Origin of the sequence: Streptococcus sp. 27098_8_86 (assembly GCF_041432595.1) — a bacterium.
GTDB lineage: Bacteria > Bacillota > Bacilli > Lactobacillales > Streptococcaceae > Streptococcus > Streptococcus pneumoniae_F.
In genome coordinates, this window is sequence record NZ_JAPVZW010000005.1 from 45,893 (window position 1) to 62,183 (window position 16,291).

Sequence of the window (16,291 nt, forward strand, 5' to 3'; positions counted from 1 at the left end):
AAAGATGGAGCTCTTATCTGATTTAATCAGAAAGACCATAATAATCTGCTGCAAGCTCTCCGCAGATAACTACAATGGTGTACACCAGAGAACGAGCTCATCTCCTACCAAATCTACTGGCCACTATTTTTAATCCCAGCATATACATAGGTCCTATTTCTAGGACACGCTTTTTCCGTTACCACCCTAAAATAAAAGCTATGCTCCCGCCCATCCTTGGCATTTTCCTTGTTTAAAACAAAGTAGTTTTTCTGATTCATCGCCATGGTTCGTAGGATGTCATCAATCAAGAAAGTCAAGGGTACGTTCATGGCAGAGTATTTTTGAAAATCCTCTTCAAAACGAATATAGTCATCTGAAAAGTAATCCATCTGCAGTTTGTTTTCATACAGCTCTTTTCTAGTCATAAACTCCCTCCTCCCACAGCCGAATTTCGAGGATATCTGCAACCTCTATCAACCTATATCCCTCGCTTGTCCTAATAGATAGAGTCTGAGGCCATAACTCTCTCACCACACCGATGATAGTGGTTTTCTGCTTCTTTTCCTTTAGCACAAAATTTCCCCTAAGTTGGCCAACATAAAGCTGAGAAAGCAAGTGCAACTTCTCATCTGGAGTCAAATCCGTCGAAAAATCAACCCGGCTTTTTTCTTCACTGAGCGAACTGGTGTGTTCTGAAAGGTAAAATCCCATCCACTTCTGCATCCCTGGATCTTGATAATCTCGCGCGGATTGAAAAGGTAAATAAGAACGATCAATCATTTTAATCCATCTAATCCTCCAGCAGAATGTCCCCCAATCAGCTTGCTTCTAGCAAGACTCCTAGAGGCTTCTTCCAGTGCATTTGCTCTTAAAAGGGAAGTGAAACCAAATTGTTCCCGAATGGAGTCAATGGCCGTCTGGAGCCTTTCTTCTTTTTCTAACTTGTCAACATCATCAAAAAGAGATATCAAACCAAAGGACTCATCCACAAATCCTGAATAGTTGATTCCAACACTTCTGACCGCTCCTGAAGTATATTTGTTATGAAATAACTTCAAAACATAATTCGTTAAGACAGCTGTATTATTGGTCGGTTCGACCTTCATTTGTGTGTGAATAGACGACCTGACCTCCTGTTTAGAGAAACCGACATAGATAGAGACAAGGGTTGTTTTCTTGCCAGACCTTCTCAGTCTAATAGCCACCTGCTCCGCCATTTCTCGGAGAATAATTTCAATATCCCGTAGCTTCACGTAGTCTCTCGGCAAGATTTGAGAATTCCCCAAGCCCTTGGATTTAGCTTTATAGGGCTTATGAACATTGCTCTCATCAATCCCGTTAGCATGAAACCACAAACGCAGACCAGCCTGACCCAGAGCTTTCTTTAACTGGTCTGGATTGCTGGTTGCCAATTCCTTGATGGAATAAATCCCCAGAGCATGCAAGCGTTTCTCCATCCGTCTGCCAATTCCCCAAAAATCCGTCATCTTAGGGATTGCCCAGACCTTCTCTTCCACATCCTGGTAAGACCAGTTGGCCCTCATGGTCGGAGTGTGCTTGGCTTCATTATCCAGAGCCAACTTGGCTAGTAAGGGATTGGCATTGGACATACCTACTGTAGAGTAAATCCCTGTCTGCCTCCAAATATCCCTCTGAATACGGGCAGAAAGCAGATCCAGCTTGTCTTTGCGAGAGAGACTCTTAGCTGGGATGAAATAGTTGAGCGAACTAGTTAGGTCAATAAAGCCCTCATCGATAGAGTAAGGATAAATATCATCTGGACTGCCATAGTTTTGAAAGATTCGCTGGATTTCCATATTGACTGCAATGTACTCGTCCATTCGAGGAGGGACAATCAAGGTAACTTGAGCCCAATCTTCGATGTAGCGAACATAGTCTGAGTCGGTAGGTAGCCCTTGCTTTCGAGCATTATAATAGGAAAATTTTCGCGTTTTGATATCAAAAGGCAAATCATAGGCCCGACCAACATTTGACTTGCCAAAAATCTTCTTAAACAGGGGAGAGGAGGCTAGGATAAGACCAGTTGAATTATCCGCTCGACTCATGACACAAAGCGAGGTTTTCAGCGGATGTAATCCCCTTTTCACGCACTCAACACTAGCATAAAAGGATTTCATATCGACAAAGGCAATGTCACTTTTGGGCTCTCTGGAATAATCAAAGTAGCCCATAGTCTAACCCTCCATCGGCACAAAGTTCCCAACGATAATCCCCACAATCCGAGGATCTTCCTCATAGGAGATGAAAATATCTTTGTATTTAGGATTGATAGAGACCAGACGCAAGCCATCTTCCTCACGATAAACCCGCTTAATATAAGTCTGATTGTTGCAAACCACTGCATAAACCGCCCCATCATAGTCAAATCCTGTCTCTCGAATCAGAGCCACTGAACCATTTTGGTATTTAGGTTCCATGGAGTCCCCAGACACCCAGGACGCAAAATCATGGGCTAGTTCCTCATTAAAGTAAACCGTATCAAAATTCTGATCATCGTAGACCGAAGCCCCAATCCCTGCTGACATGCGTTCATAAACACGGTACTCGTAGAGGCGCTCTGGCATCGCTGTTACTTTCTGGGCTTTCTCCTCTTGAGATAGGTTGCGAGCATAGAGAACAACCTTCTCCTGCCCTTGCTTGGAGAGGCTATGGTAGAGACGGACAATCTCGATCTGAGTAAAATATCCTTTGGATACCTTTAAAATGTTCTCTAACTGGGCTACCTTCTCCTTAGACGGTTCTTTGATTCCACGTTCCCAAGCTGAGTAAGCCTGGAAACTAATCCCAAGTTTCTCTGCAATTTCCCTCTGTGTCAGTTTTAACTCTTTCCTCCGAGCCTTTAATTTTTCTGGCTGATACATACTTCACCTCCTATTATGATAATTTAATGGACATTATCTCCCTTAGAAAGACTAATCGATACTTGAATCCATATTTTTAAAACTCAACCAAAAAGGTTTAATTTTATTATATAAAAAAAGTGGACGGTTGTCTACTAGGAATATCTATTTCTGCTACACACTTAATAGTGGTATTGACCTTGTTCTATATATGTGCTAGAATTATTGTTATATATTCAATGAAAGGCTTTACACAATATGTTCCCATTCATGCCAGCAGCACGAGCAAAAACTGTTTTTGATATCCCCTATCAAAGATTATATCAACTTGGTTTTAAAGGATTAATTTTTGATATCGATCAAACTCTTGTGATGCATGGCGCCCCCGCTACAGAACAAGTTATTGAACTTTTTCAAAATCTCAAAGCCATTGGTTTCCAAATTTTTCTTTTGTCAAACAACGACGAAGAAAGAATCACACAATTTAATCAACATTTATCTGTTCCCTTTATCCCACTTTCGGAAAAACCAAATCCTAAGAACTTTAAAAAAGCTCTTGACATGATGCAGCTAAAACCATTTGAAACTGTTATGATTGGAGATCAACTTTTTACAGATGTGCTCGGAGCTAGTCGTGCAAATATCTCCACTATCTTGGTTGATTTTTTATATGATCCTAAAGAAGGCGGAATTGGTAAAAAACGATGGGTTGAAAAATTAATACTTCATACTTACCCATTTTTGAGACAAAAAAATAAAAATTTAGATGTGATCAAAAAGGAGAAGCAACATGGTTTTTTGGAATAAGGATCTATTATTTTGTGAAATTAGTCCTACAACATATAAAATCTCTTTAAAAAAAGAAAATCTAAAACGACATATACAGAACTTTAAACAAGGAAAAAAATTCTCTAAAATTCGTCAAGAAAAGATATTACCCAACTTAGTTTCATCATATTCTACCCAACTGATAAAACGTGGTCCTGGCATTGATATTACTCTTCAAAAAGGAAAAGCTACTAACATACAGATTGCTAGTAAAAATCTAAATAACATTATCATTCATCCAGGAGAAGAATTTTCTTTTTGGAGTTTAGTTGGTAATACAACTAAGAAAAAAGGATACCAGGAAGGGCGAGTTATTGTTAATGGGAAAGTAGAACCTGATATTGGCGGCGGGCTATGTAATTTAGCTAACTTGCTTCATCTTTTAATTGTTCATAGTCCTATGGAAATTACAGAATTTCATTCTCACTCTGATGCATTAGACCCTGATAAAGGTACTCGGAAACCATTTTCAAATGGAACTTCTGTACAGTATAATCATCAGGACTATCGTTTTAAAAATAATACTGACCAACTTATTCAATTGAGAACATGGACTGAAAATGAAATTCTCTTCGGGGAATTAAGAAGTGAATCACAATTTCCGTTCACTTATCAGATAGTTGAAGAAAATCATCATTTCAAAAAAGAAGGCAATTATTATTATCGCAACTCCATGATTTATCGTGAAAAACTTGATAGAATAACTGAACAAACTTTGGAAAAAGAGCTTATTTTGAAAAATCATTCAAAAGTCATGTACGATCCGAAACTCATTCCTAAAGAAATGATTAGACAGTAACCTAAGTACTTTTATTTTTAAGAAAAATAACTTAGAATTAACATCAAAAGGAACATTTATGAACTCACCTAAATTAATTGTTATGCTGACGCATAATGATCACACAGTTGAAAATGCTAGTGAAATTTTCGAATCCTGTAAAAACTCTAAAGCTCAGTATTGGGGATTTAAGGAAAAACCTCTTCCTATTTCTGAAATGAAGTCTCTATTCTCCAGAATGAAATCTTGCGGCAAAACTACTTTTCTTGAAGTTGTTGAATATGACGAAGAAAGTGGACTTCACGGTGCAAAAATTGCAAAAGAATGTGGGTGTGATATTTTAATGGGAACTGTCTTCTTTGATTCAATCAATCAATTCTGCAAAGAAAACAACATGAAATACATGCCATTTGTTGGACAAATTACTAATCGCCCATCTATTCTAGAAGGTTCTATCGAGGACATGATTTCTGAAGCAAAGGAATATCTAGCAAAAGGAGTTTACGGATTTGACTTGCTAGGGTACCGATATACAGGTGATCCTGTCAAACTAAACAATGCTTTTGTTCAAGCTATAGAGGCTCCCGTTTGTTTAGCTGGAAGTGTTGATAGTTATGAACGTTTAGATGAAGTCATTGAGGCAAATCCTTGGGCATTTACAATCGGAAGTGCATTTTTTGAAAAAAAATTTGGTACAGAAATTCACGAACAGATTAATAATGTTTGTAATTATATAGAGAAATAAGGTAAAGTATACTTTGAAATTAATATGCTCTCCTCTATCAAATAAATTTTACTTTTATATCAACAAACTACTCTCAAAAAATGAGACTTTTAATCTCACTTTTTGAGAGTAGTTTTGTATTTTGACTATCACTTTAGTAAATATTCAGCAAAAGATATTATAACTTTTATACTAAAAATAAGATCGAGCATTTTTAAAAATATGTATTAAAAATATTTCATGTTTCTGCTGTAAAAATCAATGGTGGAAATTCTTGAGTTTTTATCAAAGAAAGACATCCAAGATAAAATTCTTGAATGTCTGTAAACGTTGATATAATAGCATTGATTAACGTTTTGAGGCAACTGACCTCGTCAGATTGCAGCCACATTTGTAAGCGACTAAAGTCGCAACAACTGTGTCAATTGCACCAATTTAGTAAGAAAGTATAAAAAAGAACACCCCGAAAGGTGCTCTCTGTAAGTATCGTAATTCTTTCGAATTAACGTTTACTAAATTGTGATGCTTTACGAGCTTTCTTAAGACCTGGTTTGACAAGAATGATTTTCAATTGAACTAAAAACAATGCAATACCTTGTGTTTTCAGAACTATATATACCTATTGATTTCATAAAATAGGAATCAATATATTTTAAACGGGGCAATAGTTTAGTTTTGTAAAAATTAACTTCTACACCTAAAAAGCTGATTTTTACTGACTTTATAACTATTTATTAAAAAAAGGTAGAGATTCGTACAGTATTTAGATTTTCCAAAAATTCTTTATAAACTTAAAACCTAGTTTGATAAGATTTTGATGTAGTTAATTTCAAAAGTTTATCAAAATCTTTAATCCAACTTGAATTTTATTATTAATTTTGTTATAATTAAATTAACTCATCGACCAAGCAGTTGAAGGAGATCGCGAAAACGTCCTTAATCAGAAGGGCGTTTTCTGTTTTTTTAGCTCTTCTTATATTTCTCATACTCTTTTATTTTCTTTTCAAGAGCATTATCGTAGTCTAGGTAGTATGCTGTAATAAGAAGGTAATAACTTTCCCTCTCTTCTAATACTATAAAATACCTATCCTCTTTATTTAAAAAACAAATTCTTTTTTTTGATTTGTACGGACGTTCATATACCAAGAAACAAGATTGCTGACAAGCTGCTAAATGATTGGTCTCTATAGCTGGCTTTAACCAGCACAGTCGTTCACTCCTCCTAAAATCAGGCTCCCTTTCATTAGAGCCTTTCTCAAATATTTTACAAGTTAAATGGTAAAAACTGTCTTCTTTATTATTAAATCTTGGCATAGTCTTAAATTCTATAAGCTTATTATTATAAGTAAGTTTAAAATTATATAAGTCCTTCAAAAAAATATCTTTGTATAGATAATCTTCATATGAATAAAAATCTCCACCAAAATCTGATAATTTTATAATATCTGGTAAAGCTTTACAGTATACATCCTCCACACTATTCACCTCTCAAATGCATCTTGAAAATATTAAATTTATGTTCATTATACGTAGTACTACTCACTAGTTCATGATTAGCTCTTGTAGAAACTAATTCACAAATAGCCATTCTTTCTTTACTTCCTGCGAGATCTCTATTTTTGTATGCTACTGTTCCTATTAATAAATCAGCCAACTGCATAATTGAATTTTCGTGTGACCTAATCTGTTGAATACCCTTAATACATTTTGTTGTTTTACTCGAATTAGCTAAAATTCTTTTTAATTTATTCACTTTCCAAATACTGTTGGTATCTTTTATATCAATAAAAACATTTACATCATCTTCAAACAAAAATTTCCTCACCAAGTAGAAATATTGTTTATAATAAAACTCATCATGGGTTTGATTATAGTTTTTATGATTCAATTCATTTTTATCAACAATTACAACTCTAAAATTCAAGTATTCATTATCAAAAAAGTAATTAATCAATCTTTCATAGAAATCATATTTTGAGCGTGAAACTTTCCTCCATTTAATTTCAGCATGAGGAGATATTCCAAATTCTCTCTTTATTTCTCTAATCTCTTTGTAAATGCTTTGTCTAGCATAATCCGGACAGGAAATTCCTCCAATTAACATCACTTGTTCTCTATCATTTTCCAAATGACAAGACTCATCACAATATAGATTTAACATTCGTCACCCAACCTTAAATATACTTTATTGGTAATTAGTATATCATATAATCCCCTATCTCAAAAGTCATAAATCAGATTTTAAAAATGATTTTGAATTAAAAATTCAAAGCGGTCTTCATATATTTTTAAAAAACAAGGTAATAAACCGCATTTTGGACACAATTTTGTTAGACTACAACTGGCATCATAAAGCATTTGAATGCTAATACGATTGAATTTTATTTAATGCAGTTCAGGTTATTTTTAAATCATTTGAGAATTATTAGAGTAATCATATAATTTCTTTTGATATGATATAACTATGAAAAATATAAAAGAAAATAACATCCAAAAAGCATTATGGCATATCAAACGCCATTGTTACCAAATAGAAAATAACTACTCTAACAGAGATATAACAGCTGAACTATTCCATTTAAAAGTAAGTGTTGAAATTTTAATTCGAATTTGGAATGATGAAAAACCCTATCCAAATTTGGATAGGGAGGAAGTGTTTTGAAGAAGCAAAACCTAAAAAACATAACTCTAGATTTCTCAAAGTTAACTTTCCGAAAAATTTATATTTTTCAGAAAGATCGTTTTTATCAAATTTCTTATATACCTACGATATTAGTACAACATACTTTGCAATGATGCTTAATAATACATTCAGGAATAGTAGACATTTTAAAATACATTTATTTATGTCTGTGACTTCGTTTATTTTGACTACCTCCATTATATGTCTTATAGAATTTTCTTTTACTAATTAAAGTATTATTAATTGGATATGGTTTATTCAGCAAATATCTTACTATTCTATCTAATAAATTTCTTGCATTTGCAATAAATACTATATAAAAAAATATGAGAGAATAAGTTCTTATGATGGAACCGATAACTGTTTCATAAATATAATATGAGACTGATGTTTCATCAGTATTATTTAAAATTGTTTTAATAAATTCTTTGAACAATGGACTAGAAATGATTGATTCAGAAAACTGCAATGCTAAATATAAAAATGGTGAAAAAAATATTAACCAGTATTTTTTTCGTTGAAGTCTCCTCTTAAACTTTTCATCGTCAAGATACGTTTCAGATCTTTTAGGTAACAAGTATTTAATATTAGCGTCAAACAGATGAGAAATACAAATTGCTAAAACCATTGCTATAAAAGTCCATGTAAATATTCCATTCTGTATTCCAATTAGAGAAGACAGAACAAAGGGCGAAATTAAAAAAACAATAATAAGAAAAGGAGAGATATGTGCCGAAATATAGAGAATTCTCACTATAATTAGACAAAATAGAAAGAACAGAAGCAATAAAAAAAGTGGTCTTGAAAAGTGAAAGACTGATAAATTTAAGGTAACGACAACATAGCTCTCTATACAACATATCATAATCACCAAATAGTGAAATCCGTAAAATAAAAATTGTTTAAGTCTCTCTGAATTTAATTGTGACTGTTCAAAATATATTTGTTCAATAAAACTTCCTAATCTTTGATTAAAATCTTTCTTGTTCTCAATCGTAAAAATAATACTTACTACAGAATGTGCTAGCAGTAGTATTGCAAAAAAAACTTTAGATACATGACTATTTTCTTCTAGATATATCTCCCAGCTTAGGTAGATTAAAACCGGAAACTCTGTAAGTACCGTAAAAATGTAATTCCATTTCATTGGTCTGTCTATAAAAAAGTCAATCAGGAAATTCAACACTGATCTTACAAGCTTCTTTTTAGGTTTTAGCACTTTTTCTTTCATTGTAATCTAGCTCCCAACTAAGTTTTACCTATTACTATAACTATTTAGCTACTAATATTATAGTGTATAGTCTAGATAATTTCCACTAAACAAATACTTTTATTAATATTCTGAAACCATTCTTCGTTCAAATTGAAATGTTTACATTTTGAAAAGAGATCAAGTTTAGTCTTGACCTCTTTTCTTTTTATTTATATTTCAGCTTCACTTCTTGCATCCAATTTGGAAGAACTTTATTCAATTCCATGTTGAGTTTAAGTTTGCTTCCGGCAAATTGATTTGTTGCTTTAGTTGCATCGAGTGTTTTAACGATATCTTCACGGAATGGAATTTCATCTGGTTTCTTCAAGTCATAAGCTTTTAATGATTTGGCAAGTAGTTGACTATCTAATCCCCACTCTGTCGCAAATTCTTTGACAAGATTCATTTGTCTTTGTGACTGCCATGCATTAAAGGCTGTATCAAAATCCGTATCTGCAGACAAATGTCCTGGAACCAATTCTTTGTTAATAAATGTTTTAAGAGACTCAGCTAGTTCGTTCTCCCCTAAATTACTAAGTTCTTGAATTTGTTCTAATATCAAGATTAGGTTATTATCATTGATAACTAACACTCCATCCTTACTTGATGTCTGTTTATCAATTAGTGTAAATATGCTTTGGGCATCAATAACCTGGGTCCCTTGAATTTTTGTCTTCCCAACTATATTATCAATTATTATACCAGTCGGTTCAGGTTCTTTAGGGAATAGATTCTTATACGCCCCAATATACTGTAACCATGTATGCTGAGTCATCCCAAACGCTTCATCATCCCAAGAAAACTCATAATATTGTTTCACTTTACCTAACTGTGTTGCTGCTTTGGTGAATGCTTTTTTAAAGAGTACCTTTTTCTCTTCATCATCTTTAATAGAAGCCCAATTTGTTGGATCTTCTAACTCAGCTTTTAAATAGGCGAATTTATCAGCTAATTCAATTACTGCATCAGAATATTTCTTAACCAGAACTCTGCTATTTTTCCCTCCACTTCCATATAAGCGAAGGGCATTATTTACAAGAGATTCTGTGATCCTAGGAAATTGGAAATTGATTATCGTTCCAAATTCCTTAGCAGAACCAAATACACGATTCGTACGAGAATATGCTTGAATCAAACCTTGAAGTTCTAATGCTCTATCAACATAAAGAGTATTTAAGCGTTTTGCATCGTATCCAGTTAGTAGTTGGTCTGCAACGATTAAAATATCGATATTTTTTGGGTTGCGACCACTTCCTCCACGCTTAGCGCGAGAAGTGATATCTTCAAAATAAGCATTCTCACCACGAACTTTATCTCCAACTAGGAATTTAATCCCAGTAATTCCAGCATAATCCTCAAACATCTCCTCGACAACTTCATTAGCGACATTTTCAGGGTCATTTTCATTACCAAAACTAAAAGTCATTACTACATTAGGTTTAGCATCACCTTCCTGGAATCTTTCTGCGATTTGCTTTTTAAATTCGCGGTAATAATTGATAACACGTTCTTTATAAGCTACCGTTAAAATCGCATTGAATTCTCCCTGTTGAGATTGCGATTCCCAGCCAGCAAGGATTTCTTCTACAACTTTTGGAATATGATACTTATCTTGGTAGAATAATAGTCCTTCTTTTGCAGCGTTCTTTTCTACTTCAAGCTCAGTCCATTGTTGAACTTGTCGTTCTATGTCTCTTTGTCCTTTGTTTGTATATCTTGCTACCAAAATTTCAATCAGTTGTTCACGGAGGTCTTCATAGCTCCTAAACTCACCTGTATTGATGTAGTCAACATGGAAGCCTAAGACATTCCCATCTGCAATAGCTTCATCAATTGTATATTGGTGTAAGAGTGGACCAAACAGTTTTTCAGTGGTATTAATGACTTCACTACATTCATTAATCTTCCCTTTGACTTTATTTTCATCAAATAAAGGAGTTCCTGTAAAACCAAAGAATAAGCTGTTTTTAAAGAAATAATCTTTAATGGTCCCCATCATATCTCCCATAGTAGTTCGATGGGCTTCATCGATAATAAAAACAATTTTTTTATCTGATAGTTGATGATCCTGCGCTTCAAGCAACTCATTCACCAAAATGTTCAGTTTGAAGGTAGTCGTTACTACAATCCCACTCTTAGGAGAAGTGAGTTGTTTTCTCAATTGGTAGGTACTCTTTGTCCCATCAACATCCACGGATTCATAAACGGAATAAGCTTTAAAGGCTTTTGAAGTTTGTTCGTCTAGATCTCGTCTATCTAACAAGAATACCACTTTATCAAACTCTGTACGAGTTGCGAGAAACTGAGCCGTTTTAAAGCTAGTAATGGTCTTTCCTGAACCTGTTGTATGCCAGACAAAACCACCATGCGGAATCTTATCTGGATTATCCCAACCAAATGCTGCTTTTTCAACTGCCTGCAAAGCATAGACTTGATAGGGACGCATCAACATATGGCGACGATTTTCTTCATTGTCAGGATCTTCATCGATGATAAGATAATCCCCCACCATTTGATGAGCCATAGGTACCATTAAGAAGTGTTCAATGACTTCTCTATAATCTGTTAGGACACGTTGACCCAAGTGCTTCCCATTTTCTTGTCCTTTTTGAGTTACTGACCAGTGGAAGACGAATGCAGGATTGAAATCATTGATGGATTTAGGTGTCGCAAAATAACGAGTTTCAATATCCGTTGTCACGACCATCATCTGTGAGAAGGCCATGAAGTTATTGGTGTATTCTCCATCTGCATAGTAACGTTTGAATTGACCAAAAGCTTCGTCTAAGCTTTTATCACTTCTTTTTTGTTCGATATTAATCAGAGGCAAACCGTTAATTAGAAGCACCAGGTCAAAACGATTGCCGTTAGATGTTGATACTTCACGAGCAATCTGGTAACTCGAATCTCCTCCACTAACTTGCGCTTTTTTCAAGATGGTCAGTGTAATTTGTTTACGAGTAACTTCTGGGTGGGCATCCCGATAAATGCCGTCAATCTTTCCGGTTGAACCTTCGATGGATAGGATTTTTGCAGCTTCATAACTATTTGAAATCTGATTGACTTTAGATAAGACTTGTTCAAATTCGCTATCTGTCAGTGCGACACCTTCTAGGACATCGGCATTAATACGATTCAGCTCGCTTCTCCAGTTATCAATCAAATCTTGAACAGTCACTTTATGAAGATTACCATTCAGTTTATCTGGAGCTTGCCACCTGTATTTGGTTAATTCTTTGACAAACTCATCCTGAAAGTGTCTCTCAGAGGCGTCTTTGTTGATACGACCCATAGGGTCTCCTTTCTAGAATGACTTCCTATATCCTTAGACAAAGAGTTCATTCAAGTATGCTTTTTTCAAATCTTTTAGTTTGTTGAGTTTTTCTTGTTGAAGAGAGATTGATTTGTCGAGTTTTTGGAAAAATTCTCCTATTTGTTTTTGCTCTTCTAAAGTCGGAAGAAAGATTTCAAATTCTGATAGCGCCTCTTTGGTAATAGTCTTTATTGTACCTCCAGGAGCTTTTTTACTCTCAATATCAAATTTTTGTTGCATCGATAGAGCCCAATAATATATATCTGTTGGGAATAAGAATTTTTCAAAGATTAATAACGTTCTATCTACATAAGAATCATATTGGGTAATCGCTACTCTTCCAATACTTCCCTGTAAAGTAATAACTACGGTTCCTTGGGGGACAAAGACACTTTGATTTTGCGCTAATTTACTAATTTGTTGTTTTGTTGTTTCAGCTAATTTTAGATTACTTAATACATCGACAACTTGTACAAAAGGCATCGAACCAATTCCACCGTACCATTCATTTTTCCCATAAGGCTGAGGAAACGACCCTCTCCTATATTCTGTTAATTCTTTAAGTTTTCTAATCTCCCATTCCCCTTCAAAACCTGGGAAGCGACGTTTTGGTACTCGTTCTCCCTCTGCTGGGAAGAGTTCAGCAAGATAAGATTTCTTGAGGTTTTTCAGTTTATCCAGTTTATGTTGATGGAGGGTGATGAGAGAGTCGATTGAATAAAAGAATCTTCCGATATAATCTTGTTCAATACCAGAAGGAATTTTAAAGTTCATTTTCGAAAACATTGCACCTGTAATTTGATTAATAGTGGCACCCATATTTTTCTCAATCTCTTTTCCAAATTTAGGTGTATCTAATAATGCATTTACAAACGTAGAATGTTCAGAATGCATGCCTGACATAAAGGCTCCAATAACTGTATTTGGCATTTCCCCTTTAACCATAGCATGTTTACCAATTAAAGAACGAGAGCCGTTTCTTACAACAACAATAATATCACCTGACTTAACGTTTTCAGATGTTGCTTTATCTGAGGCAACATAAACATTGTCAGCATTTATTATTTCTCCACTTTGTATATTTGAAGAACGCAAAACAAGAGTTCCATTCTTCCTCACATCATTGGGAGAATACGTCAAACCATTATACAATTTTATAAAATCGGTTAACGTTTGCTCTTCCCAATCACTATCTGACTCAAACTCTTTAAACCGTCTTTTTGGTATATGTTTACTATTTGTCATTATAGCACCACCAGTTCCTTCATCATCACTTCCAGCTCTTTTTCGAGTTTAGAAATCTCATCATCCAGACTATCTAAAGTTTCAGAGTAACGCTTATTGAGTTCTTCTAAGACTACAATCTCAGATTTGAGAGGGGATTTGACTAATTCTTCAACTTTATCAAGAACTGAACCAAACCATTTTTTGTAAAGGACTTGATCAACTTCTTCATCTGTCAATTGTGTGATACGTTCTGCAACCAACTCTTTTAACTCAAGTTCTTTCGTTTTAATGGCTTTATTGACAGTTGATTTTTCTTTGGTTAAGTCATTGACTTTCTTGAGAAGTTCATAGTCAACAGAACCTTTTTCAGCTTCCTTCAAGCTAGCTTTCACGAGTTTACTTTCAAAACTATCTTGTGCTTCTCCTTCATCATTCTTTTTGAGAGTATCATAGAGAGCATTATACTCGTCACTATCCTCTACCTTGGCATTTTCTACTAGCTCACTTAACTCGCTTTCAATTTCAGAAACACGGGATTTTAGACCTTCGATATCAGCTAGCTCATCCCCATAGAACTCACTAGCGATTAGTTCATTCGGAATAATAACGCCGTTCCATCCGTCTTGAACTTTTTCCTTGTTCTTACCCTTGGTAACCATGTTTGGTTCACGAGTTCGACCAGCCTCATAAAAACCTAGTTGTTCAATCAACTCTACATCATGAGACAGGTACTTAGTCCAAATCTCAGCCATGATTTGGTAGCCATCATAGATACTCAATTGTTTAAATTCTGATAAGCGGTCTTTGATAGCTGCCAACATCACTTCTCTTAGTTGTCGAGGACTGATATCAGAATTCAATTGGTGCAATTTCGCCCAGTATTCGTTCAAGTATTCTTGGATAGAAGCTATTACTTGCACCGTTTCTTCTGTCACAACTGGACTAGAAAGTACTGCTTCTGAAAATTCTTCAATAGATTGAGTCAATTCAAAATAACCAGGGCGCTTCTCAGTGAGTGCCATACCCAATAGTTCTGGGACTGCTTGATGAAGAGCTACTAAACTTTTGATATTGTTTTCTGGAATACCACCGTAAAGATGGGCATCGACGTCATGAGGGATTTCTTCGTCTATAGCTGTTACATAACGAGGGATGTTCATGTTGAACTCATTTTGAATCAACTCTTGACGGCTTGCTAAGTGGCTATAGCCTTTTTCTTCGATTCGACTCTTGTAAACATCTACGATTTTCGCAATGTCTTTCTCTTGAAGGGCATTTTGTTTCCCAACTTTGATAAAGTTACGAGATGCATCAATGAAGAGAACTGGTTCATTTAATTCACGGTTTTTCTTCAAGATTATGATACAAACTGGAATACCTGTATTTGTAAAGAGATTACTTGGTAAACCAATAACTGCATCAATCTGATTTTTCTCTAATAGACGTTTTCGAATTTCACCTTCTGCAGAACCACGAAAAAGGACTCCGTGTGGTAAGACAATGGCCATAGTTCCTGTAGTAGACAAATGATACAACCCATGGAGGAGGAAGGCGAAATCTCCTTTTGAATCTGGAGGAAGGACACCTGCAATTTCAAAACGTGGATCACTTGGTTTTAGGCCAGCACGATTCCAATTCTTAATCGAATAAGGAGGGTTCATAACAACTGCATCAAACTGGACTCCTTCATTTGGACGTTCCGGATCTTCCGGCCAGTCTTGACCAAGAGTATCTCCATTTTTGATACTCATCTTTTCTGGACGAACTCCATGAAGTAAGAGATTCATTCGGGTCAAGTTATAAGTTGCTGTATTTTTTTCTTGACCATAGTAATTAAGGCTTTTCTGTAGTTCTTCTGATAAATGTTTTTTTACAGTTAACAAGAGAGAACCTGAACCGACTGTCGGGTCGTAGATAGAAGTAATATTTTGATTTGTCGCGACAATCTGCGCCATAACTTCACTGACTTGATGTGGCGTGTAGAATTCTCCAGCCTTCTTACCAGATTCCATAGCAAATTGCCCAATCAAGTACTCATAGGCGTCCCCAAGTACATCTCCATTTTGAAGAGCCACCATGTCCAAATCTTCAAACAGACGGATTAATGCTTGGATGTTTTTATTACGTTCATTCAAGTCGCTACCAAGAGCTGTATCTGTTAAATCCAGTGTTGAACTTGAAAAAAGGCCTTTAAAGTCATCAGAACCATTGGTAACAGCAATACTGCGTTCGAATTGGTTAAGGCTATCAGTAACTTTCTGAACTTCAAAATTCCCAGCATTCATATCTTGGACCCATGTTTGATATAGATGTTCAGGACGCACAAAATAGCCCAAGATGTCCTGAATCATTTTTTCTAGTTCAGTATCATATTCTTGATGGGCATTTTTATATTCTTCAAACCAATCTTCTTCCTTAGAAATACCTGCGGTTGTAGCAAATGTTTTCAGAGTCTGGTCACTCAAAAATTTATAAAACATAAGGCCCAACATGTAGTCTTTATAGCGACTAGCATCCATGGACCCACGTAATTCATTTGCACCATTCCATAAACGTGCTTTAATTTCTTCTGATGTAATCATATAACTCCCCTTTTTAAACTCCTTTCAAACAATAAAACTACTAAAATGTTTATTATTTGAA

Annotated in this window: 14 protein-coding genes and 1 pseudogene; 4 read left to right on the top strand and 11 right to left on the bottom strand. The window is 35.1% G+C overall.

The genetic code is table 11. From position 1 onward, the window contains the following. Positions 1-113: 113 nt before the first annotated feature. The 4 genes from O3616_RS05810 to O3616_RS05825 are packed head-to-tail and all read right to left on the bottom strand — an operon-like array spanning position 114 to position 2,864. Positions 114-407: a DUF5960 family protein gene (locus O3616_RS05810; RefSeq protein ID WP_261058819.1), complete on the bottom strand. Its 294-nt coding sequence runs from the start codon at positions 405-407 to the stop codon at positions 114-116. After that, positions 400-762, bottom strand: coding sequence for a hypothetical protein (locus O3616_RS05815; protein WP_115904606.1), 363 nt, complete (start codon positions 760-762; stop codon positions 400-402). Before O3616_RS05815 ends, O3616_RS05810 begins: the two co-directional genes overlap by 8 nt. Next, the gene (locus tag O3616_RS05820) at positions 759-2,174 is read right to left on the bottom strand and encodes a Y-family DNA polymerase (RefSeq protein ID WP_371638357.1); all 1,416 of its coding nucleotides are present in this window, start codon (positions 2,172-2,174) and stop codon (positions 759-761) included. The genes O3616_RS05815 and O3616_RS05820 overlap by 4 nt, the downstream gene beginning before the upstream one ends. Before the next feature lie 3 nt (positions 2,175-2,177). Continuing rightward, positions 2,178-2,864 (bottom strand): XRE family transcriptional regulator, encoded by a 687-nt coding sequence (locus O3616_RS05825; protein WP_004269891.1) that lies wholly within the window; start codon positions 2,862-2,864, stop codon positions 2,178-2,180. Between the two features lie 237 nt (positions 2,865-3,101). Here O3616_RS05825 and O3616_RS05830 point away from each other — a divergent pair, with 237 nt between their 5' ends. Genes O3616_RS05830 through O3616_RS05840 form a run of 3 tightly spaced genes read left to right on the top strand, consistent with a single transcriptional unit; the run spans position 3,102 to position 5,194 of the window. After that, positions 3,102-3,650, top strand: coding sequence for a YqeG family HAD IIIA-type phosphatase (locus O3616_RS05830; RefSeq protein WP_042750123.1), 549 nt, complete (start codon positions 3,102-3,104; stop codon positions 3,648-3,650). Continuing rightward, positions 3,634-4,470, top strand: a complete 837-nt coding sequence (locus O3616_RS05835; RefSeq protein WP_371638358.1) for a VanW family protein — start codon at positions 3,634-3,636, stop codon at positions 4,468-4,470. Before O3616_RS05830 ends, O3616_RS05835 begins: the two co-directional genes overlap by 17 nt. 58 nt (positions 4,471-4,528) lie before the next feature. Further along, positions 4,529-5,194: a hypothetical protein gene (locus O3616_RS05840; RefSeq protein WP_371638359.1), complete on the top strand. Its 666-nt coding sequence runs from the start codon at positions 4,529-4,531 to the stop codon at positions 5,192-5,194. 481 nt (positions 5,195-5,675) lie between these two features. On the opposite strand, the pseudogene O3616_RS05845 reads toward O3616_RS05840, so the two are convergent. The 3 genes and pseudogenes from O3616_RS05845 to O3616_RS05855 form a co-directional block, all read right to left on the bottom strand. Then, positions 5,676-5,783 (bottom strand): annotated as a pseudogene (locus O3616_RS05845) (30S ribosomal protein S9); the annotation flags it as partial. Between the two features lie 353 nt (positions 5,784-6,136). Then, positions 6,137-6,649 (bottom strand): hypothetical protein, encoded by a 513-nt coding sequence (locus tag O3616_RS05850; protein ID WP_371638360.1) that lies wholly within the window; start codon positions 6,647-6,649, stop codon positions 6,137-6,139. 1 nt (position 6,650) lies between these two features. Continuing rightward, a complete protein-coding gene (locus O3616_RS05855; protein WP_094753021.1) occupies positions 6,651-7,334 on the bottom strand; it encodes a DUF3800 domain-containing protein in 684 nt (227 codons plus the stop codon). A 303-nt stretch (positions 7,335-7,637) separates the two neighbouring features. Between O3616_RS05855 and O3616_RS05860 the strand changes: the two genes are divergently transcribed. Further along, positions 7,638-7,835: a hypothetical protein gene (locus O3616_RS05860; RefSeq protein ID WP_371638361.1), complete on the top strand. Its 198-nt coding sequence runs from the start codon at positions 7,638-7,640 to the stop codon at positions 7,833-7,835. A gap of 178 nt (positions 7,836-8,013) precedes the next feature. Here O3616_RS05860 and O3616_RS05865 read toward each other — a convergent pair whose 3' ends face one another. The 4 genes from O3616_RS05865 to O3616_RS05880 form a co-directional block, all read right to left on the bottom strand. Beyond that, the gene (locus tag O3616_RS05865; protein ID WP_049486640.1) at positions 8,014-9,087 is read right to left on the bottom strand and encodes a hypothetical protein; all 1,074 of its coding nucleotides are present in this window, start codon (positions 9,085-9,087) and stop codon (positions 8,014-8,016) included. A gap of 187 nt (positions 9,088-9,274) precedes the next feature. Beyond that, positions 9,275-12,400 (bottom strand): type I restriction endonuclease subunit R, encoded by a 3,126-nt coding sequence (locus O3616_RS05870; protein WP_371638362.1) that lies wholly within the window; start codon positions 12,398-12,400, stop codon positions 9,275-9,277. 33 nt (positions 12,401-12,433) lie between these two features. Further along, positions 12,434-13,666: a restriction endonuclease subunit S gene (locus tag O3616_RS05875; RefSeq protein WP_371638363.1), complete on the bottom strand. Its 1,233-nt coding sequence runs from the start codon at positions 13,664-13,666 to the stop codon at positions 12,434-12,436. Next, positions 13,666-16,230: a type I restriction-modification system subunit M gene (locus O3616_RS05880; protein ID WP_371638364.1), complete on the bottom strand. Its 2,565-nt coding sequence runs from the start codon at positions 16,228-16,230 to the stop codon at positions 13,666-13,668. The genes O3616_RS05875 and O3616_RS05880 overlap by 1 nt, the downstream gene beginning before the upstream one ends. Between the last annotated feature and the right edge of the window lie 61 nt (positions 16,231-16,291).

Coding starts and splice junctions, on each gene's coding strand:
- O3616_RS05810 (WP_261058819.1), bottom strand. CDS start 407: ATGACTAGAAAAGAGCTGTATGAAAACAAACTGCAGATGGATTACTTT.
- O3616_RS05815 (WP_115904606.1), bottom strand. CDS start 762: ATGATTGATCGTTCTTATTTACCTTTTCAATCCGCGCGAGATTATCAA.
- O3616_RS05820 (WP_371638357.1), bottom strand. CDS start 2,174: ATGGGCTACTTTGATTATTCCAGAGAGCCCAAAAGTGACATTGCCTTT.
- O3616_RS05825 (WP_004269891.1), bottom strand. CDS start 2,864: ATGTATCAGCCAGAAAAATTAAAGGCTCGGAGGAAAGAGTTAAAACTG.
- O3616_RS05830 (WP_042750123.1), top strand. CDS start 3,102: ATGTTCCCATTCATGCCAGCAGCACGAGCAAAAACTGTTTTTGATATC.
- O3616_RS05835 (WP_371638358.1), top strand. CDS start 3,634: ATGGTTTTTTGGAATAAGGATCTATTATTTTGTGAAATTAGTCCTACA.
- O3616_RS05840 (WP_371638359.1), top strand. CDS start 4,529: ATGAACTCACCTAAATTAATTGTTATGCTGACGCATAATGATCACACA.
- O3616_RS05855 (WP_094753021.1), bottom strand. CDS start 7,334: ATGTTAAATCTATATTGTGATGAGTCTTGTCATTTGGAAAATGATAGA.
- O3616_RS05860 (WP_371638361.1), top strand. CDS start 7,638: ATGAAAAATATAAAAGAAAATAACATCCAAAAAGCATTATGGCATATC.
- O3616_RS05865 (WP_049486640.1), bottom strand. CDS start 9,087: ATGAAAGAAAAAGTGCTAAAACCTAAAAAGAAGCTTGTAAGATCAGTG.
- O3616_RS05870 (WP_371638362.1), bottom strand. CDS start 12,400: ATGGGTCGTATCAACAAAGACGCCTCTGAGAGACACTTTCAGGATGAG.
- O3616_RS05875 (WP_371638363.1), bottom strand. CDS start 13,666: ATGACAAATAGTAAACATATACCAAAAAGACGGTTTAAAGAGTTTGAG.
- O3616_RS05880 (WP_371638364.1), bottom strand. CDS start 16,230: ATGATTACATCAGAAGAAATTAAAGCACGTTTATGGAATGGTGCAAAT.